20 protein-coding genes are annotated in these 25,989 nt (G+C 74.0%); 14 read left to right on the top strand and 6 right to left on the bottom strand.

What is annotated here, in order from left to right; translation table 11 throughout:
* Positions 1-38: 38 nt before the first annotated feature.
* Complete coding sequence (locus O7633_RS25410) at positions 39-473, top strand: DUF4307 domain-containing protein (RefSeq protein WP_178063434.1); 435 nt, start codon at positions 39-41, stop codon at positions 471-473.
* Positions 474-614: 141 nt separating this feature from the next.
* Entirely contained in the window at positions 615-1,115 is a 501-nt protein-coding gene (greA, locus tag O7633_RS25405) for a transcription elongation factor GreA (protein ID WP_278132154.1), read from the top strand.
* Positions 1,116-1,203: 88 nt separating this feature from the next.
* Here the strand turns inward: greA and ilvA are convergent, their stop codons facing one another.
* From ilvA to O7633_RS25390, 3 genes are all read right to left on the bottom strand, one after another.
* On the bottom strand, positions 1,204-2,424 hold the full coding sequence (gene ilvA / locus O7633_RS25400) for a threonine ammonia-lyase (protein WP_282324170.1): 1,221 nt from the start codon (positions 2,422-2,424) through the stop codon (positions 1,204-1,206).
* 89 nt (positions 2,425-2,513) lie between these two features.
* On the bottom strand, positions 2,514-3,923 hold the full coding sequence (locus tag O7633_RS25395) for an amidase family protein (protein WP_278132151.1): 1,410 nt from the start codon (positions 3,921-3,923) through the stop codon (positions 2,514-2,516).
* A gap of 16 nt (positions 3,924-3,939) precedes the next feature.
* Positions 3,940-5,082, bottom strand: coding sequence for a cystathionine gamma-synthase (locus O7633_RS25390; RefSeq protein WP_278132149.1), 1,143 nt, complete (start codon positions 5,080-5,082; stop codon positions 3,940-3,942).
* A gap of 148 nt (positions 5,083-5,230) precedes the next feature.
* Between O7633_RS25390 and O7633_RS25385 the strand changes: the two genes are divergently transcribed.
* The 4 genes from O7633_RS25385 to O7633_RS25370 all read left to right on the top strand — a co-directional run bounded on the left by O7633_RS25385 (position 5,231) and on the right by O7633_RS25370 (position 7,071).
* Positions 5,231-5,644, top strand: coding sequence for an HIT family protein (locus O7633_RS25385; RefSeq protein WP_282324169.1), 414 nt, complete (start codon positions 5,231-5,233; stop codon positions 5,642-5,644).
* Between the two features lie 101 nt (positions 5,645-5,745).
* The gene (msrA, locus tag O7633_RS25380) at positions 5,746-6,405 is read left to right on the top strand and encodes a peptide-methionine (S)-S-oxide reductase MsrA (protein WP_282324168.1); all 660 of its coding nucleotides are present in this window, start codon (positions 5,746-5,748) and stop codon (positions 6,403-6,405) included.
* A gap of 94 nt (positions 6,406-6,499) precedes the next feature.
* A complete protein-coding gene (locus O7633_RS25375) occupies positions 6,500-6,784 on the top strand; it encodes a type II toxin-antitoxin system Phd/YefM family antitoxin (RefSeq protein ID WP_282324167.1) in 285 nt (94 codons plus the stop codon).
* Positions 6,781-7,071 carry a type II toxin-antitoxin system RelE/ParE family toxin gene (locus O7633_RS25370; RefSeq protein ID WP_282324166.1) on the top strand — a complete coding sequence of 97 codons (291 nt, stop codon included), beginning with the start codon at positions 6,781-6,783 and terminating at the stop codon, positions 7,069-7,071. Before O7633_RS25375 ends, O7633_RS25370 begins: the two co-directional genes overlap by 4 nt.
* A gap of 77 nt (positions 7,072-7,148) precedes the next feature.
* Here O7633_RS25370 and O7633_RS25365 read toward each other — a convergent pair whose 3' ends face one another.
* A complete protein-coding gene (locus tag O7633_RS25365) occupies positions 7,149-8,792 on the bottom strand; it encodes a PKD domain-containing protein (RefSeq protein WP_282324165.1) in 1,644 nt (547 codons plus the stop codon).
* 365 nt (positions 8,793-9,157) lie between these two features.
* Between O7633_RS25365 and O7633_RS25360 the strand changes: the two genes are divergently transcribed.
* Genes O7633_RS25360 through O7633_RS25350 form a run of 3 tightly spaced genes read left to right on the top strand, consistent with a single transcriptional unit; the run spans position 9,158 to position 13,979 of the window.
* On the top strand, positions 9,158-10,942 hold the full coding sequence (locus O7633_RS25360) for an N-acetylglutaminylglutamine amidotransferase (RefSeq protein ID WP_282324164.1): 1,785 nt from the start codon (positions 9,158-9,160) through the stop codon (positions 10,940-10,942).
* Between the two features lie 2 nt (positions 10,943-10,944).
* Positions 10,945-12,795 (top strand): N-acetylglutaminylglutamine synthetase, encoded by a 1,851-nt coding sequence (gene ngg / locus O7633_RS25355; RefSeq protein WP_282324163.1) that lies wholly within the window; start codon positions 10,945-10,947, stop codon positions 12,793-12,795.
* Complete coding sequence (locus tag O7633_RS25350) at positions 12,792-13,979, top strand: osmoprotectant NAGGN system M42 family peptidase (protein ID WP_074476645.1); 1,188 nt, start codon at positions 12,792-12,794, stop codon at positions 13,977-13,979. The genes ngg and O7633_RS25350 overlap by 4 nt, the downstream gene beginning before the upstream one ends.
* A 48-nt stretch (positions 13,980-14,027) precedes the next feature.
* Here O7633_RS25350 and O7633_RS25345 read toward each other — a convergent pair whose 3' ends face one another.
* Positions 14,028-15,767 (bottom strand): alpha/beta hydrolase domain-containing protein, encoded by a 1,740-nt coding sequence (locus O7633_RS25345; RefSeq protein ID WP_282324161.1) that lies wholly within the window; start codon positions 15,765-15,767, stop codon positions 14,028-14,030.
* A 501-nt stretch (positions 15,768-16,268) separates the two neighbouring features.
* Here O7633_RS25345 and O7633_RS25340 point away from each other — a divergent pair.
* Positions 16,269-17,201: a ribonuclease Z gene (locus O7633_RS25340; protein WP_282324160.1), complete on the top strand. Its 933-nt coding sequence runs from the start codon at positions 16,269-16,271 to the stop codon at positions 17,199-17,201.
* The gene (locus O7633_RS25335; RefSeq protein ID WP_282324159.1) at positions 17,198-17,707 is read left to right on the top strand and encodes a GNAT family N-acetyltransferase; all 510 of its coding nucleotides are present in this window, start codon (positions 17,198-17,200) and stop codon (positions 17,705-17,707) included. The genes O7633_RS25340 and O7633_RS25335 overlap by 4 nt, the downstream gene beginning before the upstream one ends.
* Positions 17,708-17,838: 131 nt before the next feature.
* Here O7633_RS25335 and O7633_RS25330 read toward each other — a convergent pair whose 3' ends face one another.
* Positions 17,839-18,798 carry a hypothetical protein gene (locus tag O7633_RS25330; RefSeq protein WP_282324158.1) on the bottom strand — a complete coding sequence of 320 codons (960 nt, stop codon included), beginning with the start codon at positions 18,796-18,798 and terminating at the stop codon, positions 17,839-17,841.
* Positions 18,799-19,108: 310 nt separating this feature from the next.
* Here O7633_RS25330 and O7633_RS25325 point away from each other — a divergent pair, with 310 nt between their 5' ends.
* From O7633_RS25325 to O7633_RS25315, 3 genes are all read left to right on the top strand, one after another.
* Positions 19,109-21,211, top strand: coding sequence for a hypothetical protein (locus O7633_RS25325; protein WP_278132128.1), 2,103 nt, complete (start codon positions 19,109-19,111; stop codon positions 21,209-21,211).
* A gap of 121 nt (positions 21,212-21,332) precedes the next feature.
* Positions 21,333-24,314: a BTAD domain-containing putative transcriptional regulator gene (locus tag O7633_RS25320; RefSeq protein ID WP_282324157.1), complete on the top strand. Its 2,982-nt coding sequence runs from the start codon at positions 21,333-21,335 to the stop codon at positions 24,312-24,314.
* A gap of 129 nt (positions 24,315-24,443) precedes the next feature.
* Positions 24,444-25,856: a hypothetical protein gene (locus O7633_RS25315; protein WP_282324156.1), complete on the top strand. Its 1,413-nt coding sequence runs from the start codon at positions 24,444-24,446 to the stop codon at positions 25,854-25,856.
* Positions 25,857-25,989: the final 133 nt, after the last annotated feature.

Genomic DNA, 25,989 nt, shown 5'->3' with positions numbered 1-25,989 from the left:
CCGATGGGGCCGACAACAACGCCAGGAGACCGCCGCCGGTGACCGAGACGCACGCCACAATCACGCCGGGTGCGCCCGTGTTCCCGCCGGGCCGCTACGGCCGGCGCAGGGAGCCGGGCCGACGCCGGCCGGTGTTGGTCGCGCTGCTCGCGACGGCCCTGGTGGCGGCACTCGGGCTGGCGGCGTTCAGCATGTACGGCAAGTACGGCGACCCGGCCTACGACGCCCAGGTGATCACGTATACGGACATCACCGACTCCCAGGTGGTGGTCGACTTCCGGGTGACGGTCCCGGCGGGCGGCTCGGCGACCTGCGTGCTGCGGGCCCGCTCGCACGACGGGGCGGAGGTGGCCCGCGAGGAGGTCACCGTGACCGCCCGGCCGGGCGAGTCCCGGGCCGCCGCCCGGCATCGGCTGGCCACCACGGCCCGGCCTTTCATCGGTGAGGTGGTGCGCTGCCGACAGGCCGACTGAGCTGCTGAAACACCACCGCGCCACGCGCACCGCGGGTCTCGCCGCCAGCACCCGCGGTGATCGTCCGCACCCGGACGGGCACGGCACTGGTAACTTGGTAGTTCACCCGTCAGCCAGTCCGCACAACCGAGGAGATCGCCTGTGTCCAACAACGGGAACGAGGCGCCCGCCACCTGGCTGTCCCAGGACGCGCACGACCGCCTCCAGGCTGAGCTCGACGAGCTGATCGCCAACCGGCCCGTGATCGCGGCCGAGATCAACGCGCGGCGCGAGGAGGGCGACCTCCGGGAGAACGGCGGCTACCACGCCGCCCGCGAGGAGCAGGGCAAGCAGGAGGGGCGGATCCTCTACTTGAAGGAGCTGCTCCGCACCGCCAAGGTCGGCGAGGCGCCGAGCGCCGACACGGTCTCGCCCGGGATGGTCGTCACGATCTACTTCGACGACGACACCGACGACACCGAGACCTTCCTGCTCGGCTCGCGGGAGATCTCCTCCACCACGGAGCTGACCGTCTACAGCCCCGAGTCGGCGCTGGGCAAGTCGATCCTGGGCAGCCGGCCCGGCCAGACGGTGACCTACACCGCGCCCAGTGGCGCGGACATCAAGGTGACCGTGGTCAAGTTCGAGCCGTTCACCAGCTGACCGGCCGCCGCGCCGGACAACTGTTAACAAGGGCCCCTTGTGCAACGAAATGCGTTAACAAGGGGCCCTTCCTTGCACCGGCGGCAGCTCAGCGGTCGGCGGCGAAGACCACCTGGTAGCCGCTGGCCCGCAGGGCGCTGATCAGCGTGTCGGAGTGCTCGACGCCGCGGGTCTCCACCGACAGCGCCACCTCGACCTCGCCGAGCCGCAGGTGCGGGTTGGCCCGCTGGTGCTCCACGTCGACCACGTTCGCCCGGTGCTCGGCGATCTCGTGCAGCAGCGAGGCGAGCTGCCCGGGGCGGTCCGAGCAGCGCACGGTCACCCGCAGGTAGCGCCCGGCCGCCGCGAGCCCGTGCTCGATCACCCGCAGCATCAGCAGCGGGTCGATGTTGCCGCCGGAGAGCACCGCCACCACCGGCGTGGCGACCTGCACCGTGCCCGCCAGCAGCGCCGCCACCCCGACCGCGCCGGCCGGCTCGACGACCTGCTTGCCCCGCTCCAGCAGCATCAGCAGCGCCCGGGAGATGTCCTCCTCGGACACCGTGACGATCTCGTCGACGAGCTTGCGGACGTGGTTGAAGGTGATCTCCCCCGGGCGGCCCACCGCGATGCCGTCGGCGATGGTGCTGAACGCCGGCAGGCGTACCGGCTCGCCGGCCGCCAGCGAGGGCGGATAGGCCGCCGCGCCCGCCGCCTGCACCCCGACCAGCCGCACGTCGGGCCGCAGCGCCTTCGCCGCCACCGCCATGCCGGAGATCAGGCCGCCGCCGCCGACCCCGGTGACGATCGTCCGCACGTCCGGGCACTGCTCCAGGATCTCCAGCGCCACGGTGCCCTGACCAGCGATGACGTCCGGGTGGTCGAACGGGTGGATGAGGATCGCCCCGGTCCGCTCGGCGAAGGTCTGCGCCGCCACCAGCGACTCGTCGACGGTGTTGCCCATCAGCTCGACCTGCGCGCCGTACCCCTTGGTGGCGGCGACCTTCGGCAGCGGCGCGTTCACCGGCATGAAGACCGTGGCGTGGGTGCCGACCAGCCCGGCGGCGAGGGCCACCCCCTGCGCGTGGTTGCCGGCGCTCGCGGCCACCACGCCCCGCTCGCGCTCCGCCGCCGACAGCCGGGAGATCCGCACGTACGCCCCGCGCACCTTGTACGAGCCGGCGCGCTGCACGTTCTCGCACTTGAGCCACACCGGCCCGCCGAACGCGGCGCTCAGCGGGCGGGAGGGCTCCAGCGGGGTGGTGCGGGTGACGCCGGCGAGCAGCTCCCGCGCGGCGCGTACCTCGGCGAGGCCGACCAGTTCCGTCATGCCCCGATCGTGCCACCACCGGCACCGCCCGACGGCGGCGACACCGGCCGCTACCTGCGGCTACGAGCCGGTCACGGCGGGCCGGCCGGTCACGCGACGGCCGGCGACCCCGTGCCGACGCGGGGGTAGCCGGGGGCGTGCCGGGCCCACGGGGCCTGCATCTCGAACTGGCCGGCGACGCCGAGCAGCAGCAGCTCCGAGCCGGGCGGCCCGACGAGTTGCACCGCCACCGGCAGGCCGTCGGGACGGCGGCCCACCGGCACCACGATCGCGGGCAGGCCGGCGATGTTCCACGGGGCGGCGAACGGGGCGTACCGGATGCTGGCCTTCATGTTCGCCGCCCAGGACCGGCCCGACCAGCCGGCGGCCTCCGGTGGCTGGCCCGCCAGCGCCGGGGTGAGCAGCAGGTCGACCGAGTGGTCGGCGAAGAAGCCGACGGAGCGCTCGCGCCAGGCGACCCGGTCGGACTCGCGGACGTACCCCCGGCGTTGCGCCCACTCCCCCAGCGCGACGTGCCGGCGGCTGCGCCGCTGGAGGGCGCGCGGGTCGAGCCCGGCGGCCCGCACGTCGGCGGCGGCCGCGGCGAACCAGGTGGCGAGGCCGGCCAGGCCGAGGCGGGTCGGGTAGACCGGGTCGGCGGGCACGGTGTCGTGGCCGGCGGCGGCGAGCAGCCGGCCGGCGGCGGCGACCGCGTCCCGGTTCGGCGCGTCCGGGGCGACGCCGCGCACCGGGGAACGCAGCGAGACGCCCACCCGCAGCCGCTGCGGCGGGACCAGCTTCTCCTGCGGGCGGCCGGCGAGCACCTGGAAGCCGACCGCCGCGTCGGCGACGGTGGACGTCAGCATGCCGTGCTCGGTGAGGCCGAACCAGTCGTCGGCGCCGAGCTGGCACGGCACCACGCCCCGGCCCGGCTTGAGCCCGACGAGGCCGCAGCAGGCCGCCGGGATGCGGATCGAGCCGAGGCCGTCGTTGCCGTGCGCCATCGGCACCAGCCCGGCGGCCACCGCCGCCGCCGCGCCGCCGGACGAGCCGCCGGGGGTGCGCCGCGGGTCCCACGGGTTGCGGGTGACCGCGCTCGCGTCGTCGGTGAGCGCCCAGAGGCCCAGCTCGGGCATCCGGGTCACCCCGAGGATCACCGCGCCCGCGCCGCGCAGCCGCCGGACCACCTCGTGGTCGGCCTCGGCGACGGCGCTGCGCACCGCGGCCGAGCCGTGCCAGGTGGGCAGGCCGGCGACGGCGGTGTTCTCCTTGACCGCGACCGGCACCCCGGCCAGCGGGAGGTTGGCCAGCTCCTCCTGCTCGTCGACCTTCTCCGCCTCGGTGATCGCCTCGCCGCCGCGCACCGTGCGGAACGCGGCGAGGTCGGCGTCGGAGCGGGCGATGTGGTCGAGGTGGTCGGCCACGACCTGCGTGGCGGAGACGTCACCCCGGCGTACGCCGCGGGCGATCTGCTTCGCGGTCGCGCCCACCCAGGTCGGCATGAGGTCCTGCACGGCCACCCTCCCTCACCAGCGGTCAGCCCAGTGCCTGCTCCAGATCGGCGAGCAGGTCGTCGACCGTCTCGATGCCGACAGACAGTCGCACGAGATCACCGGGAACTTCAAGCGGCGAGCCGGCGGCACTTGCGTGTGTCATCCGGCCCGGGTGCTCGATCAGGGACTCCACCCCGCCGAGGGACTCGGCGAGCACGAACAGCTTCGCCCGGTTGCAGATCTCGACGGCGTGCTCCTCGCCGCCGGCCGCCCGGAACGAGATCATGCCGCCGAACCGGCGCATCTGCTTGGCGGCCACCTCGTGCCCGGGGTGCGACGGCAGGCCCGGGTAGATCACCTGGGCCACCTTCGCGTGCCCGTCGAGGTACGCGGCGATCCGCTCGGCGTTGTCGCAGTGCCGGTCCATCCGTACGCCGAGGGTCTTGATGCCGCGCAGGGTCAGCCAGGCGTCGAACGGGCCGTTGACCGCGCCCATCGCGTTCTGGTGGTAGCGCAGCTCCTCGCCGAGCGTCCGGTCGGCGGCGACCAGCGCGCCGCCGACGACGTCGGAGTGCCCGCCGACGTACTTGGTGGTGGAGTGCACCACCACGTCCGCGCCGAACGCGATCGGCTGCTGGAGGTACGGGGAGGCGAACGTGTTGTCGACCACCAGCAGCGCGCCGGCGTCGTGGGCCACGGCGGCCAGGGCGGCGATGTCGGCGATGCCGAGCAGCGGGTTGGTCGGCGTCTCCAGCCACACGATCCGCGTCGCACCGGGCCGGATCGCGGCCCGCACGGCGTCGACGTCGGAGACCTTCGCCGGGGTGTACGCCAGCCCCCACCGCTCGGCGACCCTGGCGAACAGCCGGTACGTGCCGCCGTACGCGTCGTCGGGGATGACCACGTGGTCGCCCGGCTTGCAGACGGTGCGCAGCAGGGCGTCCTCGGCGGCCAGGCCGCTGGCGAAGGCCAGCCCGACCGGGCCGCCCTCCAGCGCGGCGAGGCACTCCTGGAGGGCGTCGCGGGTCGGGTTGCCGGAGCGGCTGTACTCGTAGCCCTGCCGGGGCGCGCCGACGGCGTCCTGGGCGTACGTGCTGGTCTGGTAGATCGGTGGGATCACCGCGCCGGTGCGGGCCTCCGGGTCCTGGCCGGCGTGGATCGCGAGCGTATCGAAGCCGTGGTTCATGCCGCAGACGTTAGCCGGTGGGAAGGAGGGGCCCCTTGTTAACGCCTACGGTAGAGAAGGGTTCCCCGCTCACCGCCTCCTGACCGTGCGACGGGGCGGGGGCACGGCGCGGAAGGCGGGGGGCGGGGCGCGGGGCTAGCCTGGCCGGGTGGGCGGGTGTGTGTTCTGCGGGATCGTGGCCGGCGACGTCCCGGCGTTCCGGGTCGTCGACACCCCGGAGGGGGTGGCGTTCCTCGACACCCGGCCCGTGTTCAAGGGCCACCTGCTGGTGGTGCCGCGCGCCCACCTGGTGACCCTGGCCGACCTGCCGGCGGGCGAGCTGCCCGGCTACTTCGGGCTGGTGCAGCGGCTCGCCGTGGCCGTCGAGGCGGGCCTGGGGGCCGGCGGCACGTTCGTGGCGATGAACAACAAGGTGTCCCAGTCGGTGCCGCACCTGCACACCCACATCGTGCCGAGGACGAAGGGCGACGGCCTGCGCGGGTTCTTCTGGCCGCGCACCCGCTACGCCGACGACGCCGAGGCCGGGGCGTACGCCGAACGGGTCGCCGCCGCCCTGGCCTGACGCCCGCGCCCGACCGGCGTCGGTTACCCGCTGCCGGGGCGGGTAAGGAACCGGGGCCCGGCGGTGTTGCACGCGGGGAGAGGTACGAGAGGAGTTCCACCGTGTTCCTTCGTCGCATGCCCGCCGAGCTGCCCACCCCCGACCGGGCCCTGCCCGGCCGCCCGATCGCGATGCCGATCGGCGACCGCCACGAGGTGCTCGGCTCCTCGCTGAAGGGGCCGTTCCCGGCCGGCGCGCAGGTCGCCGTGTTCGGGATGGGCTGTTTCTGGGGCGCCGAGCGGCTGTTCTGGACCCTGCCCGGCGTATTCACCACCTCCGTCGGCTACGCGGGCGGGATCACCCCGAACCCGACGTACGAGGAGGTCTGCTCGGGCATGACCGGGCACACCGAGGTCGTCCAGGTCGTCTACGACCCCACCGTGATCAGCTACGAGGACCTGCTGAAGGTGTTCTGGGAGAACCACGACCCGACCCAGGGCATGCGCCAGGGCAACGACGTGGGCACCCAGTACCGGTCGGCGATCTACGCCAGCACCGACGAGCAGCTCGCCACCGCCACCGCGTCGCGGGACGCGTTCGCGCCGATCGTGGCGCGGGCCGGCAAGGGTGAGATCACCACGGAGATCGCCCGGCTCGGCGACTACTTCTTCGCCGAGGACTACCACCAGCAGTATCTCGCGCCGACGAAGAACCCGAACGGTTACTGCAACCACGGCCCCAATGGCATGACTTGTCCGGTTGGTGTGGCCAAGACGGCCTAGACCCGCAGGCCACCGGGCTACGGCCCGGTGGCCTGTGCCGCCGATCCTCAAGATCTGCACAGACTTCGCGCCAGTTACTGCCTATACTTCGAGCATGACTGTCGTGCCGTTCACCGACGCCCGCAACCGTCTCTCGGAACTCATCGACGAGGTGAGCTCGACCCACGAACGGATAGAGATCACCAAGCACGGCCACACCGCCGCGGTGCTCATCTCCGCCGACGATCTCGCGGCATTGGAGGAGACCCTGGAAGTCCTGTCCAGTGGCGAGGCCATGCGGCAACTTGCCGAATCCAAGGCGGCGGTCGAGGCCGGTGACGTCCTCGATGCCGACGAACTCGCGGCGTTGATGGCGAAGCGGTCGAAGCAGGCACGGTGACCGGCACCGCCCCCGACCCCTACCGACTTCAGGTCACCGGCCCGGCCGCACGCGCCCTGGCCGGACGGCTGCCGGAGAAGATCGCCGCCGCGGTCTACGAGTTCATCACCACCGTTCTCCTCGACAACCCGCATCGCGTCGGCAGACGACTGCTCCTGCCGCTGTTCGAGGGGACGTGGTCGGCCAGGCGCGGCACGTACCGCGTCCTCTACGAGATCGACGAGGACGACCGCGTCGTGACCGTGACGGCCATCGAACACCGCGCCGATGCCTACCGGTCGCGTTGATCCAACCCGCACCGCCGGCTGGCCCCACCGACCGAGCGCGACGGCCCGGACGCGACACGCGTCCGGGCCGTCGCCCGTCAGGCGGGGCGGAGCACGACGGTCCAGGTGGTCGTGGTGGTGCTGGCCGCCGCGGCGGTCGCGCCGAGGCCGCCGTACGCGCCGGTGGGCACCGACGCGCCCGAGTCGGCGAGCAGCCCGGTGACCCGTCCCCCGCCGGTCTGCGAGCCGTTGCTGCGCACCTGCACCCCGGGCGGCGGGGTCAGCGCGGTCGAGGTGGCGTCGCCGTGCAGCCAGTACGACACGACCCACCCGCGCTCGGCAGCGACCGGGGCGATCGGGGTGACCCGGGTTGCGGAGCTGGCCGGGTCGGCGGCGCTGGCGAAGGCGGCCACCGGGGCGGCCGGGTCCGTGCCCCGGTAGGCGGCGAGCACCAGGTTCCCCTTCGACTGCTTGCCGAGGGTGACCCGCAGGGTCGTCCCGGCGTCACCGGCGGCGGCGACCTTCCACCAGGCGGTCGTGGTGGCGTAGCCGCCGTCGAGGCGCTCCAGGCGCGTCCAGCCGGTGACCCCGGTGGGCTCCCCGGTGTCGGCGTGGGTGTTCTGGCTGAGGAACAGCAGCAGGGTGTCGCCCGGCTGGACTCCGGCGGGCACGACGACGGAGTGGTTGGTGACGTTCGCGTTGGCGGTGGCCTGCCCGACGTACGAGATCAGTTCCGGCAGCGGCGCGACGGTGACGTCCCGGGTGGCGGTGCCGGTGGCCCCCCGGTCGTCGGTGACGGTGACCGCGACGCGGTAGGTGCCGGCCTGCGCGTACGTGTGGGTGGTGGTGGGGACGCTGGCGGTGCCGGCGGTCGCGCCGTCGCCGAAGTCCCAGGCGTGGTCCTGGACGGCGCCGTCGGCGTCGGTGGAGCCGGCGGCGGAGAACGCGCACACCAGCCCGGAGCAGGAGGCGGCGAGGTCGGCTCTCGGCGGGGTGTTGGCCGCGCCGCCGGCGCCCTTGACGAGCCGGATCCAGTCGATGTCCCCGGCGAAGTAGTCGCAGGTGACGTTCACGCCGTCGCAGGAGCTCTTGCCGCCGATCGAGAGCTGCCAGTTGTTGGTGATCGTCCCGGTGGGGCCGGTGAGCCGGCTGGTGCGGACGCCGTCGACGTACATCTCGACGTAGCTGGCGGTGCGGTTGCAGGTGACGGTGTGCCACCGCCCGTCGGAGATGGACGTGCCGGTGTAGCCGGTGCGCGTCGCCCCGTCGCCGCCCCGGAACATGCACCGGGGCTTGCCCTCGGGCGCCTCGAACTTCCAGTAGCCGCCGGCCGTGCCGCCCTGCCCCTTCTGCATGATGTTGCCGAAGGACTTCGTGGTGCGGTAGCGGATCGAGAACGAGAAGTCGCCGGCCTCGGGGTTGAAGTCGTTGCTCGCCGGCACCAGGTCCACGTGCCCCGGCACGTACTCCTTGTCGGCGGGGTTGTGGTAGGCGAAGCGGTGGGCGGTGGCGCCGTCGTAGCGCGTCCCGGCCACCACCTCGTCGCCGACGCGGCCGTGCCGGCCGTTGCCGCTGCTGTCGGTGAGCACGGTGCCGCCGGCCGCCTCGTCCATGCTCCAGAAGGCCACGGTGCGGGTGGCGACGGCCTGCGCCGGGGAGACCCCGGCCAGCACGCCGGCCGCCGCGACCACCGCCGCCAGCGCCAGCCGGCCGACGGTACGCACGCCGCGTCCGGTCCGCACGCCTGTCCGTCGCGTCGCGCGCATGGTCATCGCCTCCTCGTGGGCCCGACCTCACCCTGGCACGACGTCGTTCGGCGCTGAATGCCCCGTCCGGGGGACAACGGGTCACCGGCGGCGGGCGGGGCGCGGCCGTCCGGCCGGGTACGGTCGGCCGTGGGCCCGGCGGCGTCGCACCGATGCGGGGTTTCTCACAACCGGCCGGGCAGGTCGGGCGGGCAGGTGAGCGCGGCGGCGGCGGGTCCGCGCGGAGGCGTCGACGGCGGCGGCCCGCCGGGGCGTGACGGCGCGCATCTTAGCAAGCACGTAACGCCGACGACATCATCTCAACAGGCGAGCGGGGCTCACCTCTGGCAGCATTGTCTGGCATGTGCGGACTGGCTGGGGAGTTCCGCCGTGACGGCTCGCGGGCCGACGTCGCGGCGGTGGAACGCATGGCGGCCATGATGAGCGACCGGGGGCCCGACGACAGCGGCGTGTGGTCCCAGGGGGCGACCGCTCTCGGCCACCGCCGCCTCAAGATCATCGACCTGTCGGCGGCGAGCGGGCAGCCGCTGGTCGACCCGGCGTCGGGGCTGACGGGCGTCTTCAACGGCTGCGTCTACAACTACCGCGAGCTGCGCGAGGAGTTGCAGGCCAGGGGGCACCGCTTCTTCTCCTCCGGCGACAGCGAGGTGGTCGTCAAGGCGTACGCCGAGTGGGGGCTCGACTTCGTCGACCACCTGGTCGGGATGTTCGCCGTGGCGATCAGCGAGCGGGACACCGGCCGCCTCGTGCTGGCCCGCGACCGGCTCGGCATCAAGCCGCTCTACGTGGCCGAGTCCCCGGGCGTGGTGCGCTTCGCCAGCACCCTGCCCGCGCTGCTGGCCGGCGGCGGCGTCGACACCGCCATCGACCCGGTGGCGCTGGCCCACTACCTGAGCTTCCACAGCATCGTGCCGCCGCCGCGCACCATCCTGCGCGGGGTCGCCAAGCTGCCCCCGGCCACCGTCCGGGTCTACGAGGCCGACGGCACCACCCACGAGCGGGTCTACTGGGACCCGGCGTTCACCCGGCGTGCGGAGCGGGCCGGGTGGTCCGCCCGCGACTGGGAGGACGCCCTGCTGGAGTCGCTGACCACGGCGGTGCGCCGCCGGATGGTCGCCGACGTGCCGGTCGGCGTGCTGCTCTCCGGCGGGCTGGACTCCAGCCTGGTCGTCGCCCTGCTCGCCGAGCAGGGCCAGCGCGGGCTGGCCACGTTCTCCATCGGCTTCGACGCCGTCGGCGGCCGCTCCGGCGACGAGTTCGTCTACTCCGACATCGTGGCGAAGACCTTCGACACCGACCACCACCAGATCCGGGTGGCCGCCCGGGACCTGCTGCCCCCGCTGGAGGCGGCGGTGGCGGCGATGAGCGAGCCGATGGTCAGCCACGACTGCGTGGCGTTCTGGCTGCTCAGCCAGGAGGTGTCCCGGCACGTCAAGGTGGTCCAGTCCGGCCAGGGCGCGGACGAGATCCTGGGCGGCTACCACTGGTACCCGCCGCTGGCCGGCGTCGACCGGGAGCGGGCCGTCGAGACGTACGCGAAGGCGTTCCTCGACCGGGACGCGGCCGGGCTGGCCCGGGTGCTGGACCCGGCGTGGCTGGCCGACGGCGACCCGGCGCGGGAGTTCGTGGCCGCCCACCTGGCCCGGCCCGGCGCGCAGACCGCCGTCGACGCGGGCCTGCGGATCGACACCCAGATCATGCTGACCGACGACCCGGTGAAGCGGGTCGACAACATGACCATGGCGCACGGGCTGGAGGCCCGGGTGCCGTTCCTCGACCACGAGTTCGTGGAGCTCGCCGCGACCTGCCCGCCGGAGCTGAAGCTGGCCCAGGGCGGCAAGGGCGTGCTGAAGGAGATCGGCCGCCGGGTCCTGCCGCACGAGGTCATCGACCGGCCGAAGGGTTACTTCCCCGTGCCGGGCCTCACCCACCTGGAGGGCAAGCTCCTCGACCGGGTACGCGACGCGCTGCACGCGCCCGCCGCCCGCCACCGCAACCTGTTCCGCACCGAGTACGTCGACGCGCTGCTGGCCGACCCGAACGCCGAACTCACCCCGTTGAACGGAAACAAGCTGTGGCAGCTGGGACTCCTGGAAATGTGGCTCCAGAGCCACGGAATCGACTGACCGTGAGCGACACCCTGGCGACCGGGACGGCGCGCACCGACCGGGAGCGGGTGCTGGGCCGCCGCCGCGAACGGGTGGGGCCGGGCGGTGACCCGGTGGCGCCCGCCCCGGCCCGGCCGGACGCCCCGGACGGGCCGGCCGAGGGGGAACAGCCGGCCGGCGGCGGCGTGGTGCTCGACTGCGGCTGGGGGCGGCTGGTGTTCGGCCAGACGTTCACCGAGCAGGCCGCCGTGGCGGCGGTGCTGCGCTCGGAGGCGGCCGGGGCGCGGGACATCTGCATCTACCTGCGCGACCCGCACGTGCTGGTGTCCCGGCTGCCCGACGAGCTGTTCATCGACCCGTCGCTGACGTACCGGCTGCGGCTGCCCGCGCCGCCGGCCGCCGCCGACGAGCGCGACGGGCTGCCCGGGCTGCGGATCCGGACGCTGCGCGACGCGGACGACGCCGACGCGGTGAACCGGATCTACGCCCGCAACGGCATGGTCACCGCCCCGGTCGACGTGCTCGTCGACAACGCCCGCACCGACCGGTTCCTGCACCTGGTAGCCGAGGACGCCACCGGGGACGTGGTCGGCACGATCACCGGCGTGGACCACGTCGCGGTCTTCGCCGACCCGGACAACGGGGCGAGCCTGTGGTGCCTCACCGTCGACTTCAACACCGCGCCGCCCGGCACCGGCCAGGCGCTGCTGACGGAGCTGGCGGCCCGGCTCACCGCGCGCGGGCGGGCGTTCGTCGACCTGTCGGTGCTGGCCGAGAACACCGGGGCGATCCGGCTGTACGAGCGGCTCGGCTTCTACCGCACCGCGACGCTCTGTGTGAAGCGGAAGAACCCGATCAACGAGCGGCTGTTCCTGCCGGCCGCCCCGAAGGGGTACGACCGGCTCAACCCGTACGCGAAGATCGTCGCGGACGAGGCGATGCGCCGGGGCATCCGGGTGGAGGTCACCGACCCGGAGTGGGGCGAGCTGCGGCTGAGCAACGGCGGCCGGACGATCGTCACCCGCGAGTCGCTGTCCGAGCTGACCTCGGCGGTGGCGATGAGCCGCTGCGACGACAAGCGGGTCACCCGGCGCATCCTCACCGAGGCGGGCCTGTCGGTGCCGGCCGGGCGCACCGCGACCGGCGACGACGCCGACGTCGAGTTCCTGGCCGAGGTGGGCCGGGTGGTGGTGAAGCCGGCGCGCGGCGAGCAGGGCAACGGCATCACCGTCGGCGTACGCACGCCGGAGGCGCTGACCGCCGCCGTGGCGCTGGCCCGCGGCTTCTGCCCGGACGTGCTGATCGAGCAGATGCGCGACGGCGAGGACCTGCGGGTGATCGTCATCGACCACGAGGTCGTGGCCGCCGCCGTCCGGCGGCCCGCCCAGGTCACCGGCGACGGGGTGCACGACGTCGCCGAGCTGATCGAGCGGCAGAGCCGCCGCCGGGCCGCCGCCACCGGGGGCGAGTCGCGCATCCCCGTCGACGACATGACCCGGGAGGTCGTCGCCGACGCCGGCTACGAGCTGAGCGACGTGCTGCCCGAGGGGACGGTGCTGGCCGTGCGCCGCACCGCGAACCTGCACACCGGCGGGACGATCCACGACGTGACGGGCGAGCTGCACCCGGCGATCGCCGAGGCGTGCGTGGCGGCCAGCCGGGCGCTGGACATCCCGGTGACCGGGCTGGATCTGCTGGTCAGCGCCCCGGACGCCCCGGAGCACGTGTTCATCGAGGCGAACGAGCGGCCCGGCCTGGCCAACCACGAGCCGCAGCCGACCGCCGAGCGCTTCGTCGACCTCCTCTTTCCCGGCACGCGGGCACCGCAACGCCTCTGGACACCGGCGGGTGCGGCAAGCTCTCAGGCATGACCGCACGCAAACCCGTCCCGCTGAAGATCGACCTGGACTACCTCCGCCAGGTGCTGGTGGAGCTGCTGGAGATCCCGAGCCCGTCGGGGCGCACCGACCACGTGCAGCAGTACGTGGGCGAGCGCCTCTCCGCGCTCGGGATCTCCTCCACGCTGACCCGGCGCGGCGCGCTCAGCGCCTGCCTGCCGGGGCCCCGGGAGACCGGGGCGGACCGGGCGGTCGTGGTGCACACCGACACCATCGGCGGGATGGTGAAGCGGCTCAAGGAGAACGGCCGGCTGGAGCTGATGCAGGTCGGCACGCACAGCGCCCGGTTCGCCGAGGGCGCGCACGTGCGGATCTTCACCGACGACCTGGACCGGGTGATCAGCGGCCAGGTGCTGCCGCTGAAGGCCAGCGGGCACCGCTACAACGAGGCCGTCGACCTCCAGGGGGTCGGCTGGGAGCAGGTCGAGGTGCGGGTCGACGAGCCCGTGGCCGACGAGGCCGGGCTGCGGGCGCTGGGCATCGACGTCGGGGACTTCGTGGCGTTCCTGCCGAACCCGACGATCACCCCGAGCGGGTACGTCAAGTCCCGGCACCTGGACGACAAGGCCGGGGTCGCGGCGGTGCTGACCGCGTTCAAGGCGATGGTCGACGCGGGCGTCACCCCGGCGGTGACCGCGCACCTGCTGGTGACGGTGACCGAGGAGATCGGGCACGGGGCGAGCCACGGCCTCGACCCGGACGTCGCCGAGATCGTCTCCGTGGACGCCGCGGTGGTCGCCCCCGGGCAGCAGTCCCGGGAGAACGCGGCCACCCTGGCCATGGGCGACGGGGTGGGCCCGTTCGACTACCACCTGACCCGCAACCTCGCCTCGATCGCCCGCGAGCACGGGGTGGACCTGGTCCGCGACGTCTTCGAGTTCTACCGCTCGGACGTGGCGGCGGCGGTGGAGGCGGGCGCGCACGCCCGGGTGGCGCTGCTCGGCTTCGGGGTGGACGCCACCCACGGCCACGAGCGCACCCACCTCGACGGGCTGGGCCACCTCACCCAGTTGCTCTGCCTCTACCTCCAGAGCGACCTGGTGTTCCCCGAGTGGGACGCCGAGCCCGAGGGCGACCTGGCCGACTTCCCGTCGCTGGCGGTGCAGCCGGCCAGCGAGGAGGGGCCACGCGAGGGCCCGATCGGCATCGCCGACTGACCGCTGCGGCCGCGCCGGCCGCCCGGTCGGGCGGCCGGCGCGGCCGGGTCACCGGGCGCGGCGCTCCGCGGCGTCGAGGAGCGCGATCAGCGCCTCGGTCGTCCGCAGCACCGCGTCCCGGGCGGCCGGGTCGCGGGTGATCGACTTCTCCGCCCGGTCGGCCAACTGCTCCAGCAGCGCGCCCGCGCGGGCCGTGTTGCCGGCGGTGCCGGCCTGCTCGGCCCGCCGGAGCCGGTCCTCCAGGCGGGCCGCCGCGTACTCGCTGATCCGGCCGGCGGCCACGTACTCGCCGATCAGGTCACGCAGGTCCGAGTACCAGGCGGGGTCGCGGGTGAACGACCGGGGCAGGTGCCCGGCGTCGGCGGCGAGCAGCGTCGCGGCGACGCTGGCGTCGACGTACGACCGGACGGTCGGGTAGAGCGTGGCGAGCTGCGCGTCGGTCAGCGGCACCGAACTGCCGTCGAGGAAACAGAAGCCGGGCCCGCTGTTGCTGCCGCTGTTGATCCGCAGCGGCACCTCGTGCTGGGCGAGCCGGATGCCGCCGAGGGCGAGCCCGAGGTCGTCCCGGGCGACGGCCGGCGGCGTCGTGCCGGTCATGTCGATCCGGGGCGCGGCCGGCGGAGCGACGCCGTGGGCGACCCAGGCGACGGTGTGGTCGTACACCGCGTTCTGCACCATGTGCTGCGGCACCCGCGACAGGGAGGGCAGCGTGCAGGTCTGCGGCTCGCCCGGGTAGCCACCCGGGTAGCTGCCGATGTCCCGCTTGCGCAGCGGACCGTAGTCGGTGATCAGCTTCCAGTCGCCGTGCGACGCGCCGGCGACCTCCCAGGACCGCAGGACCGGCGAGTCGGCCTGGGACCGCGCCGCCGCGGGCAGGATGCCGCTGGCGACGTCCCCTTCGGAGTTGAGCCGGAACACCGGGGTCGCGAGGTCGGTGCGCAGCACCCCGCCGCCGCCGTGCAGGACGACCGCGTCGAGCACGTTCGCCGAGCGCTGGACGCCGTTGTAGTAGTTCGCGAGCCGGCCGGCCGACTGTGAGTGACCGGTGGCGATCACGTACCGGGGGGCGGGCAGCCGGCCCAGCGGGTCGACGCCGGTCGGGTGGCGGACCGCCTTCACCGCCTGGCTGAAGACGTCGTACGAGAGGCTGTCGTCGGTGACCGTGCCGCCCACCGTGAGGTCCAGCGGACCGTAGCGGCCCGGGCTCCACGCCTTGAGCCCGGTGGCCGAGTGCAGCCCGGCCCGCTGGGCGGAGACCCCGACCCAGGCGTATCCCTCCCGGATCAGGTGCTCGTGCGACTGGAACCAGTCGACCTCCTGGTCCCACTGGTTGCTGACGTTGTTCCACTCGGCGATCACGACGCCGTTGAACTTCCCGGTGTTGGCCGGGCGGCGGACGACCAGCCGGGTGCCGTACGGCTGGTCGGCGCCGAGCACTGCCGCGTCCTGGGTGCCCTGCACGGCGTAGCGGGTGGCGGTGCCGAAGAGGAAGAACTCCTCCTCGACGTACCCGGCGGCGGCAAGGTCGACGTCGGTGGCGAGGAACGGGTAGCCGTGCCGGGAGTCGCCGACCGGGGTGGTCCGGGCGATCGGGCCGGCGACCACCGGATTCGCCACGTTCGCGCCGGTGGCGGTGGACTGCCGGGGCGGGGTCGGGCCGGCCGGTCGGCCGGCCGCGGCTGCCGGGGCGACCGGTCCGGCGGTCACGGCCAACGCGCCGGCCAGACCGAACGCGATCAGTGATCGTCGGGCGGGTGTTCGGGGGGTGGTGGCGGGGAGGACGGGCACGGTTCACCTCACTGGGAAGCGCCCGAGGGGACGACCCGGGCGGGGGCGAGATGCGGCTGGTCGAAGTGTGGCTGGTCGAGATCTGCTGCTCAGACTGCGTGGAACAGACAGTAATGCCCAGTTGAGGCGAAAGATAGGCCAGACAAGCACGAACTTTCGACGATCCAGACGAAAGTCTGCCGGCTCCGCCCGGCGAGAGTTCCTCAAAAATCACTACCGGCACCCGGGATCCAGTGGGTAGCGTGGCGGTACACGGGAAAGGAGGTGGTCCAGACTTGTATAGCAATCGGACTCGTGAGGTGGCTGTCCGCTAGCCGCTGTCCTCGACAGTGAGAACCTGCCCGCCGCGAGGCGGGTGCACGATCGTCGAGACCGTGTGGCAGCGGTGCGGCGAAACCACGACAGCCACCCGACCCCCGGGGTGCCGGCCAAGTCCAGCCGGCCCGTGCGCGAGCACGGAAGCCCCGGGGGTCGCTTCATGTATCCGCCGGGGAGAGCGCCGTGTCCATGCGTGAACTGGTGGTGCTCGGGACGGCCAGCCAGACCCCGACCCGGGCACGCAACCACAACGGGTACGTGCTGCGCTGGGACGACGAGGTGATCCTCTTCGACCCGGGCGAGGGCAGCCAGCGGCAGCTCCTGCACACCGGCGTCACCGCCACCGACCTGACCCGGATCTGCGTCACCCACTTCCACGGCGACCACTGCCTCGGGCTGCCCGGCACCATCCAGCGACTGTCGCTGGACCGGGTTCCGCGCCCGGTGGCGGTGCACTTCCCGGCCGGCGGGGCCGACTACTTCGCCCGGCTGCGGCACGCCAGCTCCTTCCACGAGACCGCCGAGCTGGCCGTCGAGCCGATCAGCGCCGACGGTCAGCGGGTCGCCCTGCGCGGCGGCGGCGTCCTGGAGGCCCGCCGGCTGCGGCACCCCATCGAGACGTACGGCTACCGGCTCGTCGAGCCGGACGGCTGCCGGATGCTGCCCCAGCGGCTGGCCGCGTACGGGATATCCGGCCCGGCCGTCGGCGAGCTGCTGCGCGCCGGCCACCTCGACGTCGGCGGGCGGCGCGTCACCCGCGACGAGGTGAGCGTGACCCGCCCCGGGCAGCGGTTCGCGTTCGTGATGGACACCGGGCTCTGCGACAACGTGTACGCCCTCGCCGAGCACGCCGACCTGCTGGTCATCGAGTCGACGTTCCTGGCGAGCGAGGCCGCGCTCGCCGCCGAGGCCGGGCACCTCACCGCCGGTCAGGCCGCTCAGGTGGCGGCCGAGTCGGGGGTACGCACGCTGGTGCTCACCCACTTCTCCCAGCGCTACGGCGACGCCCGGCGCTTCGCCGACGAGGCCCGCGAGCACTTCGCCGGTGAGCTGGTCGTCGCCGAGGACCTGACGACCGTCCCGGTGCCGCCCCGGCGGGTACCCTCGGCCGGGTGACGATCACCCTCCGCCACGCCACCGTCGACGACCTGCGTGCCGTGGGGGCGCTGCACCAGCGCTCCCGGGTGGCCGCGTACTCGTCGTTCCTGCCGGCGGAGGCCCTCGCGGACCCGACGCAGGAGGCGATGGGGTGGTACTGGGTGGAGCGGTGGACCTGGGAGCGCGACGACCACCTGATGACCGTCGCCGAGCGTGACGGCCGGCTGGTCGGCTTCAGCTACGTGGGCCCGGACGACGCGGGCGACCCGGCGACCGGGCTGCTCAACGCCATCCACCTCGAACCCGCCGAGCGGGGCCGGGGCACCGGCCGGGCGCTGATGGACGACGCGCTGGCCACCATGCGCGACCGGGGCCGGACGCGGGCGGTGCTGTGGGTGCTGGCCGGCAACGCGCCGGCCCGGCGCTTCTACGAGCGGGGCGGCTGGCGGCCCACCGGCGAGCGCCGGGAGGAGCTGATCGGCACCGCCCGCACCCCCCAGCTCCGCTACGCCCGAGAGGTGTAAGGAAGGGCCCCCTCTTAACGCATACGGTAGAGAAGGGTCCCCTTCTTACCCTGACGCCCCGGCGAGGCGAGGCGGGGCGGGGCGAGGCGGGGCGGGGCGCGAGGCGGGGCGGGACGGGCGGGGCGGGTGCATCACGAGCCGTCCCGGTCGGAGTCGACCGAGAAGTTGATCACGCCGAGGTGGCCGTCGCCGTCCTCGACGACCTTCATCAGCATGCTGTCGGCGTAGATCGTGTCGTTGTCGTTGAAGGTGTCCCGCCCGGTGTGCGCCGCGTACGGCGCGGCGGCGTACACCTTGGTGTTGAGGGCCTCGTCGAACATCATCTGGGTGGTCAGCACCCGATTGTTGTCGACGTGCACCATCGCGTGGATGTGCGTGGTGCGGCCCCGGTACCAGCCCGGCCAGATGGTGGTGAACTCGACGATCCCGTCGGAGTTGGTGACCTGGGCCCCGCGCAGGTAACGCTTGTCGTCGGTGGGCGTGAGGTCGGCCGCCGACCCCTCGGAGCCGCCGCCCGGCGCCGCGCCGCCGCCGGGAGCGCCGCTCGGCGGGGTCCCTCCGCCCGGTCCGCCGCTCGGCGGGGTGCCGTCGGGAGCGCCGCTCGGCGGGGTCCCTCCACCCGGTCCGCCGCTCGGCGGAGCGCCGCCGCCCTGCGCGCCACCCGCGCCGGACGACTGCGCCTCCGCACCCGAGTACAGCCCTGCGGCGTCGCAGTGCCAGATCTCCACGACGGCGTTGGCCAGGGGCCCGCACTGCTCGCTGTCCTGCACCCGGATCGCCACCCGCAGCCGGGTGCCCTCCCGGTCCTCCCGGATGTCGCTGCGGATCTTGTCGGCGTCGAAGTAGTACGGGCCCTGGGTGGTGCTCGCCGTCAGCGTGCACGTGCCGGCCTCGGCGAACAGCGCGGTCAGGTCGGCGGACGTGCTGGCGGTGGCCTGCGGGGAGAGCGTCTCGCCGGTGGACGTGGTGACCGTGCCGCCGTCCCGCCCGCAGGCGGCCAGCAGGCCGGCGAGCCCGACCGAGCCGATTCCGGCGATCAGCCGGCGGCGGCTGACCCGCTGCCCTTCGTGGTGGTCGAGGTGGTGGTGCATGGGTTCCTCCCGGGTTCGGCGCTCGTCGGCTGGTCCCGACGCTAGACACGCCCGGCCGGGGCCCTCTGTGCCCCGCTTGTGGCCGGGCTGTGAATGCCCGCCCCGCCGGTCGGCCCGACAACCACCCCGGGAGGCCGGCCCGGCGACCACCCCGGAGCGTCGGACCGGCGACCGCCCCGAAAGGTCGACCACCGCCCCGGAAAGTCGGCCCGGCGGCTGATCCGACCGGCGGTTATACCGGATGCATACCGGTGGCTCGCATGCTCGCGGCAGTCCGGCCGGCACGGGCCGGAGCGAGGGAGAAGGTTGCATGCGACACCGAGCAACGAGCCGGCTGCTGGCCGGCCTGACCGTCGTCGCCGTGACGGCGGTCGGCACCGGACGGCCCGCCGCCGCCGACCCGGCCGCCGGGCCGCCACCGGCCGCCGCCACGCAGATCACGACCGCACAGCTCTCGGCAGCCGACGCCGGCCGGGTGACGACCGCCGTCGCTCCGGCGGTCGTCGCACCCCAGTCGAAGACCGGGTTGGCCGTCATGAGCCCGTGGAGCCTGCGGCCCGCCGTCGAACCGAACCTCACCGACGCGCAGCGCGTCGCGTTCGAGGACCAGATGATCAAGGACCTGGTCGAGGCCAAGGTCAAGACGGTACGCCTGGAGATCGCCGCCCCCGGCGAGACGGCCGTCGACTTCACGCTCTACCGCCGGTTGATCGACAAGCTGCCCAGCGACGTCAAGGTCATCGCGGTGCTGAACTTCGCCCTGGTCGAGGGCGGGGTCAGCAACAGCGGGGTGCCGGCGAGCGAGCCCTACCTGTACCAGTTGCAGGACTCCGTGGCGGTCAGCCAGTACCCGGAGTACGGCACCACGACGAAGTTCATGAAGGTGTGGATCGACAAGGCGCTGTCGGTGGTCACCACGTTCGGCAGCCGGCTGGCCGCCGTCGAGGTGCTCAACGAGGCCAACAAGCTGTACCACCCCGGCACCGCCGCGCACCCCGGCCCGTACGTGGTGCCGGGCGACGCGTACGGCCGGCTGATCGGAAAGTTCTACCGGTACTGCCGGCTCGCCGGCAGCAAGCCCTGCGGCAGCACGGTCAAGGTGATCACGCACGGGATGCACCCCGCGATGGACGGCGGTGACTCCGGCACCGCCAACGACGACACCAATCACCTGAGCGGGGTGCTGAGCTCCGCCTCGGTCGCCGCGTTCCGCTCGGCCAACGGCGGGGCGTGGCCGTTCGACGGGATCGGCTACCACCCGTACCCCTTCGCGATGGGGCTGAGCCTGCCCGGCGGCTACGCCAACACCGCCACGGCGACGCTGCTGGCCGGCATCAACGGCCGCCTCGACGCCGTCCGGGCGGTGCTCAACGCCGCGGGCGTGCCGCAGTCCACCTCGCTGTTCTGGCTCACCGAGGTCGGCTTCAACTCCAACGACGTGGCCGCGTCCACCCTGGAGGAGAAGGAGGCCAAACAGGGCCAGTACGTCAAGGACGTCTTCACCGCCCTGGCCAACCGCGCCGACACCGCCCAGGCGATCTGGTACCGCTACCACCAGGGCAACGCCGACGCCCCGGCGGAGAACTGGGGGCTGGTGGCGCACACCGACCGCGTCTACTCGAAGCTGCCGCCCCGCTACAAGCGGGCGTACTGCGACTTCGTCTGGGAGCGGGGGGTCGGCGCCACCGAGCACTGCCCGCGCCCGAAGGAGGTCGTCTGGCGCACCTACTTCAACAACGTGCTCTACCCGGTCAGTTACTGGGAGATGCCGCAGTACGTGGTGGACGCCGGGGCGTCGTACCCGTCGTGGCATGTCCAGCAGGACATCGGCGGGCAGGTCAAGCAGCTCAGCGGCTACTGCTCGCCGGTCGACAAGTACCTCTGCTCGACGTCGGACTACAGCCGGTTCCCGGTGCCGTCCGCCCGGGACGCCTCGGCGCGGTTCCGGGTGCGCTTCGCCGGGCTCGGCATGACCGGCCCCTGGTCGGACTGGATGTCGTACAGCCCGCTGATCGGCTCGGGGGCCGGGGTCTACGGGCCGGCCTCGGGGGCGACGCTCAACTTCAAGACCCAGTACGTCTCGTTCCCGGTGGCGGTGCCGACCCAGTGGCTGCGCAACAACCCGGGCGGCCAGCCGTTCATGCGCTTCCACCAGAGCACCGCGAACGGCGGGTGGGTCCGGCTGTGGAGCCGGCCGAGCATGCCGACCACCGGGTCCGACTACCAGGAGACCTCCGACCACGTGCTGTACGTGTTCAACCTCAGCATCACCGCCGACTCCAGCCGGTCGTTCACCGCCGGCCCGGTGCAGTTCCTGTTCGGCATCGCCCCGGCGGCCTGCAAGACCGACGTCGCACAGTGCCTGCCGACCAACACGGCCGAGACCATCACCTACTCGTTCAACCACTCCTAGCGCCGCGGTGGGCGGCGGCGGCGCGCCGCCGCCCACCCGTCGGGACACCCTCGGCATGTCGGCGGGCGGGCCTACAATCATCGACTGAGTTGATCGTCAGGATGGGCTCGCGCCGGCTGCCGTGGGGGTTCGGATACTCGTTCGCATTCTCGGCCCGGTCGAGGCGGAGCTGGCCGGCGAGCCGGTTCCGCTGGGGCCGCCCAAGCAGCGTGCGGTGCTCGCCGTCCTGGTGCTCCGGCCGGGTCGGCCGACCGCCGTCGCCGACCTGGTGGACGCCCTGTGGCCCGCCGCCCCGCCCCGGTCCGCGCTGAAGAACCTCCAGCTCTACGTGCACCAGCTCCGCAAGCTGCTCCCCGGCGGGCTCACCTTCGGCAACGGGGCCTACCGGCTCGACCCGGGCGCCTACCGCCTCGACGCCGACGAGTTCGACGCCCGGGTCACCGTGGCCCGGCGGCTGGCCGCGGGCGGCGACCTGGCCGCCGCGCGCGACGCGTACGACGACGCCCTGCTCTGGTGGCGCGGCCCGGCGCTGGCCGACCTCGTCGGCCGGGGCCTGCTCTGCGGCGAGGCCGCCGCGCTGGACCAGGGCCGGCTGCGGGCGATCGGCGAGTCGGTGGAGACGGTGTTGCGCCTGGGCGGGCACGAGGACCTGCTCCCCCGGCTCGCCCGTCTGGTCGCCGACCACCCGCTGCACGAACGCTTCCGGGAACAGCAGGTACGCGCGCTCCAGGCGGCCGGCCGGCACGCGGAGGCGGTCGCCGCGTACCGGGAGGCCGAGCGGGTCCTCGCCGACGACCTCGGCGTGCCCCCCGGCCCGGCCCTGCGGGCGCTGGCCCCCGGGCTGCGCCGCCCGGCCGTGGCCGCCCCGGCGCGGGTCAGCCGGCCCGTGCCGGCGGAGCTGCCCGCCGACATCCCCGACTTCACGGGGCGGCACGAGCAGGTCGCCGACGCCGTCGCCTTCCTCGGCCGGCCGCCGGCCGCGGCGATGCGGATCTGGGCGCTCTCCGGCACCGCCGGGGTCGGCAAGAGCTGCCTCGCCGTGCACGTCGCGCACCGGCTCCGGCCGCACTTCCCCGACGGCCAGCTCCACGTGAGCCTGCACGGCCAGGGCGCGCACCGGGTCGACCCGGCGGACGTGCTGGCCCGCTTCCTGCGCGCGCTCGGCATGACCGACCAGCAGCTCCCGGTCGAGTTCGACGAGCGGGTCCGCTGCTACCGCAGCCGGCTGGCCGACCGCCGGGTCCTCGTGGTCCTCGACGACGCGGCCGACGAGCAGCAGGTACGACCGCTGCTGCCCGGCGGCCCGGGGTGCGCCGCCGTCGTCACCAGCCGGATGCCGCTGGCCGGGCTGGCCGGGGCGCGGGCGCTGCACCTCGACGTGCTCGACCGGGAGCAGGCCGTGGAGCTGCTCGCCGCAGCGGCGGGCCCCGCCCGGGTGGCGGCCGAGCCCGCGGCGGCCGGCGCGATCGTCGAGCTGTGCGGCCGGCTGCCGCTGGCCGTCCGGGTCGCCTCCGCCCGGCTGGCGACCCGGGGCCACTGGAGCCTGAACCGGTTCGCCGACCGGCTCGCCGACGGCCGGCGTCGACTCGACGAGCTGCGCGTCGGCGACCTCGACGTCCGGGCCAGCTTCCAGCTCAGCTACGACGGCCTCGAACCGGCCGCCCGCCGGGCGTTCCACCTGCTCGCCCTGCTCGACCAGCCCACCGTCACCGGCTGGCTCGCCGCCGCGCTGCTCGACGCCGCCCCGGCCGACGCCGAGGACACGCTGGACCAGCTCGTGGACGCCCAGCTGCTGCAACCGACCGGCGGCGACCGGGACCGGTACCACACCCACGACCTGCTGCGGGTCTACGCGGCCGAGCAGGCGGCCGTCGCCGAGCCGGCGGGCGACCGGGCGGCGGCCCTGGACCGCGCCTTCGCCGCCTGGGTGGCCGCCGCCGAGCGGTCCGCCGCCGCGCTGACCGGCGCCGCCGGGGCGGGCCGGTTCGGGGCGGAGGCGCGCCGCTGGTTCGCCCGGGAACAGACCGACGTCGTGGCGGCCCTGGGCCAGGCGCACCGGACCGGGCGGTGGGAGGTGACCTGGCGGCTGGCGCGGGCGTTGACCATGTTCCTGGCGGAACGGTCGCAGTGGAGCGCCTGGCAGGTCACCCACGAGCTCGCCCAGGACGCCGCCTACCGGGCCGGCAACGCCGACGTGGCCGCCGACCTGGCCGAGCGGCTCGGCGACCTGTACCGGGACCGGGGCCGGTTCGACCGGGCCGAGACGTACTTCCGGCGGTCGCTGGAGCTGGCCGAGACGACCGGCAGCCCCGTGCGCAGGGCGTACGCGCTGCGCGGCCTGGGCGACGCCCGGTGGGGGCACGGCGACGCCGAGGGGGCCGTCGGCCGGTACGTCGAGGCGCTCCCGCTGTTCGAGGCGGCGGGCGAGCACCAGGGCAGCGCGCACGCCCTGCGCGGGCTGTCGGTGGCGTACCGGGGGCTCGGCCGGCTCGACGAGGCGCTGGACGTGGCCCGGCGCAGCGTCGGCGCGTTCCGGGCCCTCGGCGACCGCTCCGGCGAGACGTACGCGCGCCGCACGCTGGGCGGCATCCACCTGGACCTCGGGCACCTCGACGAGGCCGAGGAGTGCTTCCTGCACTGCCACGCCGGCTTCGAGCGGCTCGGCGACCGGCTGGGCATGGCGGCGGCCCTGCTCGGGCTCGGCATGGCCCAGGTCGAGCAGGGCCGGCACGACGAGGCGCGGGAGACGTACCACCGCTGCCGGGAGACCTTCGCCGAGGTCGCCGACCCGCTCGGCGAGGCGTACGCCCGGCGCGGGCTGGGCGACGCGCTCACCGGGTCCGGCCGGCTGGACGAGGCGCACGCGGAGCTGGCGGCCGCCCTGGCGGTCTTCGTCGCGCACGCCGACCCGCGGTGGGAGGCGTACGCCCGGACCAGCCTCGGCACCCTGTTCCTGGCCCGGGGCGAGCCCGCGGCGGCCCGGGAGCACCTCCGCCGGGCGCTGGCGATCTTCGACCGGATGGGCGCCCGGCTGTGGTCGGCACGCGCCCGGGAGCTGCTCGCCCGGGCCGGCGCAGGCGGGGCCGGGCCCTCGCCCGGCTGACGGCGCGGTCGGCCCCTGCGACCGCCGCGGGTCGACCCCCGCGCCGATATACCAGCGCTATACCGGGGGCCGACATCCTCGCCCGGAAGGCGCCCGGCGCACGTGCCGGGGCCGAGTTGCGGAGGCAGGATGAACAGCTTCGGATTCCGGCGTCGCCGCCGGGTCGCCCTGGTGCTCGTGCCGGCGCTGGCCGGCACGCTGCTGGCGGCCGTGGGCCCGGCGGCACCCGCGCGCGCCGCCGAGGGGGGCGACCTGGTGATCGCCAACGTGCTGTGGCGGGTCGCCGTCGGTTCCCGGCCCGACCTGATGACCACCAACAACCCCGCCGAGCGGGACCAGTTCCCCGTCGACGGGCAGACCCACTACGTGCCGAAGTACTCGGGCTCCGGGCGGTCGGCCCTCTACCGGCTGCACAATCCGAACTGGTACGGCGGCTCCGACCACATGGACTCCCGTACCGCCGGCGAGGCCGGCTTCGGCACCGAGTACGCCCTCGGCTACCCGTACACCTCGCAGGCCGCCGGCACGCAGCCGTACCTGCGCACCTTCAACGGGTGCACCGGCGACCACGGCACCCGGTCGCAGAACGAGGGGGCGAAGCCCTGCTACGGCGACGAGGCGGGCGGCCACGGGTACGCCTGGCCCCGGTACCTCAACACGGCGACGTCGCTGGCGTCGCTGAGCGCGGGCGGGGTGACCATCTCGTCCAACCGGGTCACCGGCGGGGCGCTGTGGAACTGGACGTACGACGGCACCCAGTACATCAACAACCTCGACTACGGCCGGCAGTTGCAGTCGTCGCTGTTCTTCTCCCGGGACGGGGTGACGGCCAACCCGACCGAGGCCGGCGACACCTGGTCCAACCCGGCCTGGCCGGCGTACCGGCGGCACGGGTCGCCGCTGCTGGCCCTGAACACGGACGCCGCGTCGAAGACCCAGTCCACCCGGTCGATGCCGATCGACTTCGTCCCGCAGAACTTCGGCGGCGGCGAGCAGAACCCGGCGATCTACCGGGACTTCCAGCTCGGCAAGGACATCACCCTGGACTGGGGCGGCCTCGGCCCGGTCGCCCGGTACCAGACGGTGCTGAACTCACCGGCCCTGACCTACCCGGGCATCGAGGTCCCGACGGCGTACCTGCGGGCCGAGTTCAACCGCTACTTCACCTACGACGCGGTCAGCCAGACGCTGACCGAGCGCACCAACTTCGGCCAGTGCTCCGACGCGAGCTACTTCTCCTGGACGCCGCCGAACCGGGGCGGGGTGATCATCGCCAACGCCGACCTGACCAAGGCGATGGCGGTGTACGGCGCGAACACCAGCCAGGGCGGCTCGGTGTCGGAGATGCGGATGTACAAGTTCATCGGCGGCGGGTGCGGCACGGGCACCGGCGAGTTCGACATCGCCTCGTCGAAGTTCACCGTGCTGCGGCACGGCAACGTCGGGGCCGGCGAGAAGCGCTTCAACAGCTGGGTGATGACCGGCTCGGTCGGCCAGATCCAGGGGTGGATGAACACGCTGCGCTCCTGGGGAGCGGCGTGACCGTCGCCTGAGCGGTAAGGAGGGGCCCCCTGTTAACGCATACGGTAGAGAAGGGTGCCCCTCTCACCCTGACCCCCGGTGCGCCGGCCAGCCGGCCGACGGTCGCGGCGGTGATCCGGTGCCCGTTCGGGCT

This window comes from Micromonospora sp. WMMD712, assembly GCF_029581295.1.
Taxonomy (GTDB): Bacteria; Actinomycetota; Actinomycetes; order Mycobacteriales; family Micromonosporaceae; genus Micromonospora; species Micromonospora carbonacea.
This window is presented reverse-complemented; position numbering and strand designations above follow the sequence as displayed.

What these genes read in the sequence shown, in the direction of transcription:
- O7633_RS25325 (WP_278132128.1), top strand. Translation starts at nt 19,109, where the DNA reads ATGCGACACCGAGCAACGAGCCGGCTGCTGGCCGGCCTGACCGTCGTC.
- O7633_RS25375 (WP_282324167.1), top strand. Translation starts at nt 6,500, where the DNA reads ATGACTGTCGTGCCGTTCACCGACGCCCGCAACCGTCTCTCGGAACTC.
- O7633_RS25390 (WP_278132149.1), bottom strand. Translation starts at nt 5,082, where the DNA reads ATGAACCACGGCTTCGATACGCTCGCGATCCACGCCGGCCAGGACCCG.
- ilvA (WP_282324170.1), bottom strand. Translation starts at nt 2,424, where the DNA reads ATGACGGAACTGGTCGGCCTCGCCGAGGTACGCGCCGCGCGGGAGCTG.
- O7633_RS25330 (WP_282324158.1), bottom strand. Translation starts at nt 18,798, where the DNA reads ATGCACCACCACCTCGACCACCACGAAGGGCAGCGGGTCAGCCGCCGC.
- O7633_RS25360 (WP_282324164.1), top strand. Translation starts at nt 9,158, where the DNA reads ATGTGCGGACTGGCTGGGGAGTTCCGCCGTGACGGCTCGCGGGCCGAC.
- O7633_RS25350 (WP_074476645.1), top strand. Translation starts at nt 12,792, where the DNA reads ATGACCGCACGCAAACCCGTCCCGCTGAAGATCGACCTGGACTACCTC.
- O7633_RS25315 (WP_282324156.1), top strand. Translation starts at nt 24,444, where the DNA reads ATGAACAGCTTCGGATTCCGGCGTCGCCGCCGGGTCGCCCTGGTGCTC.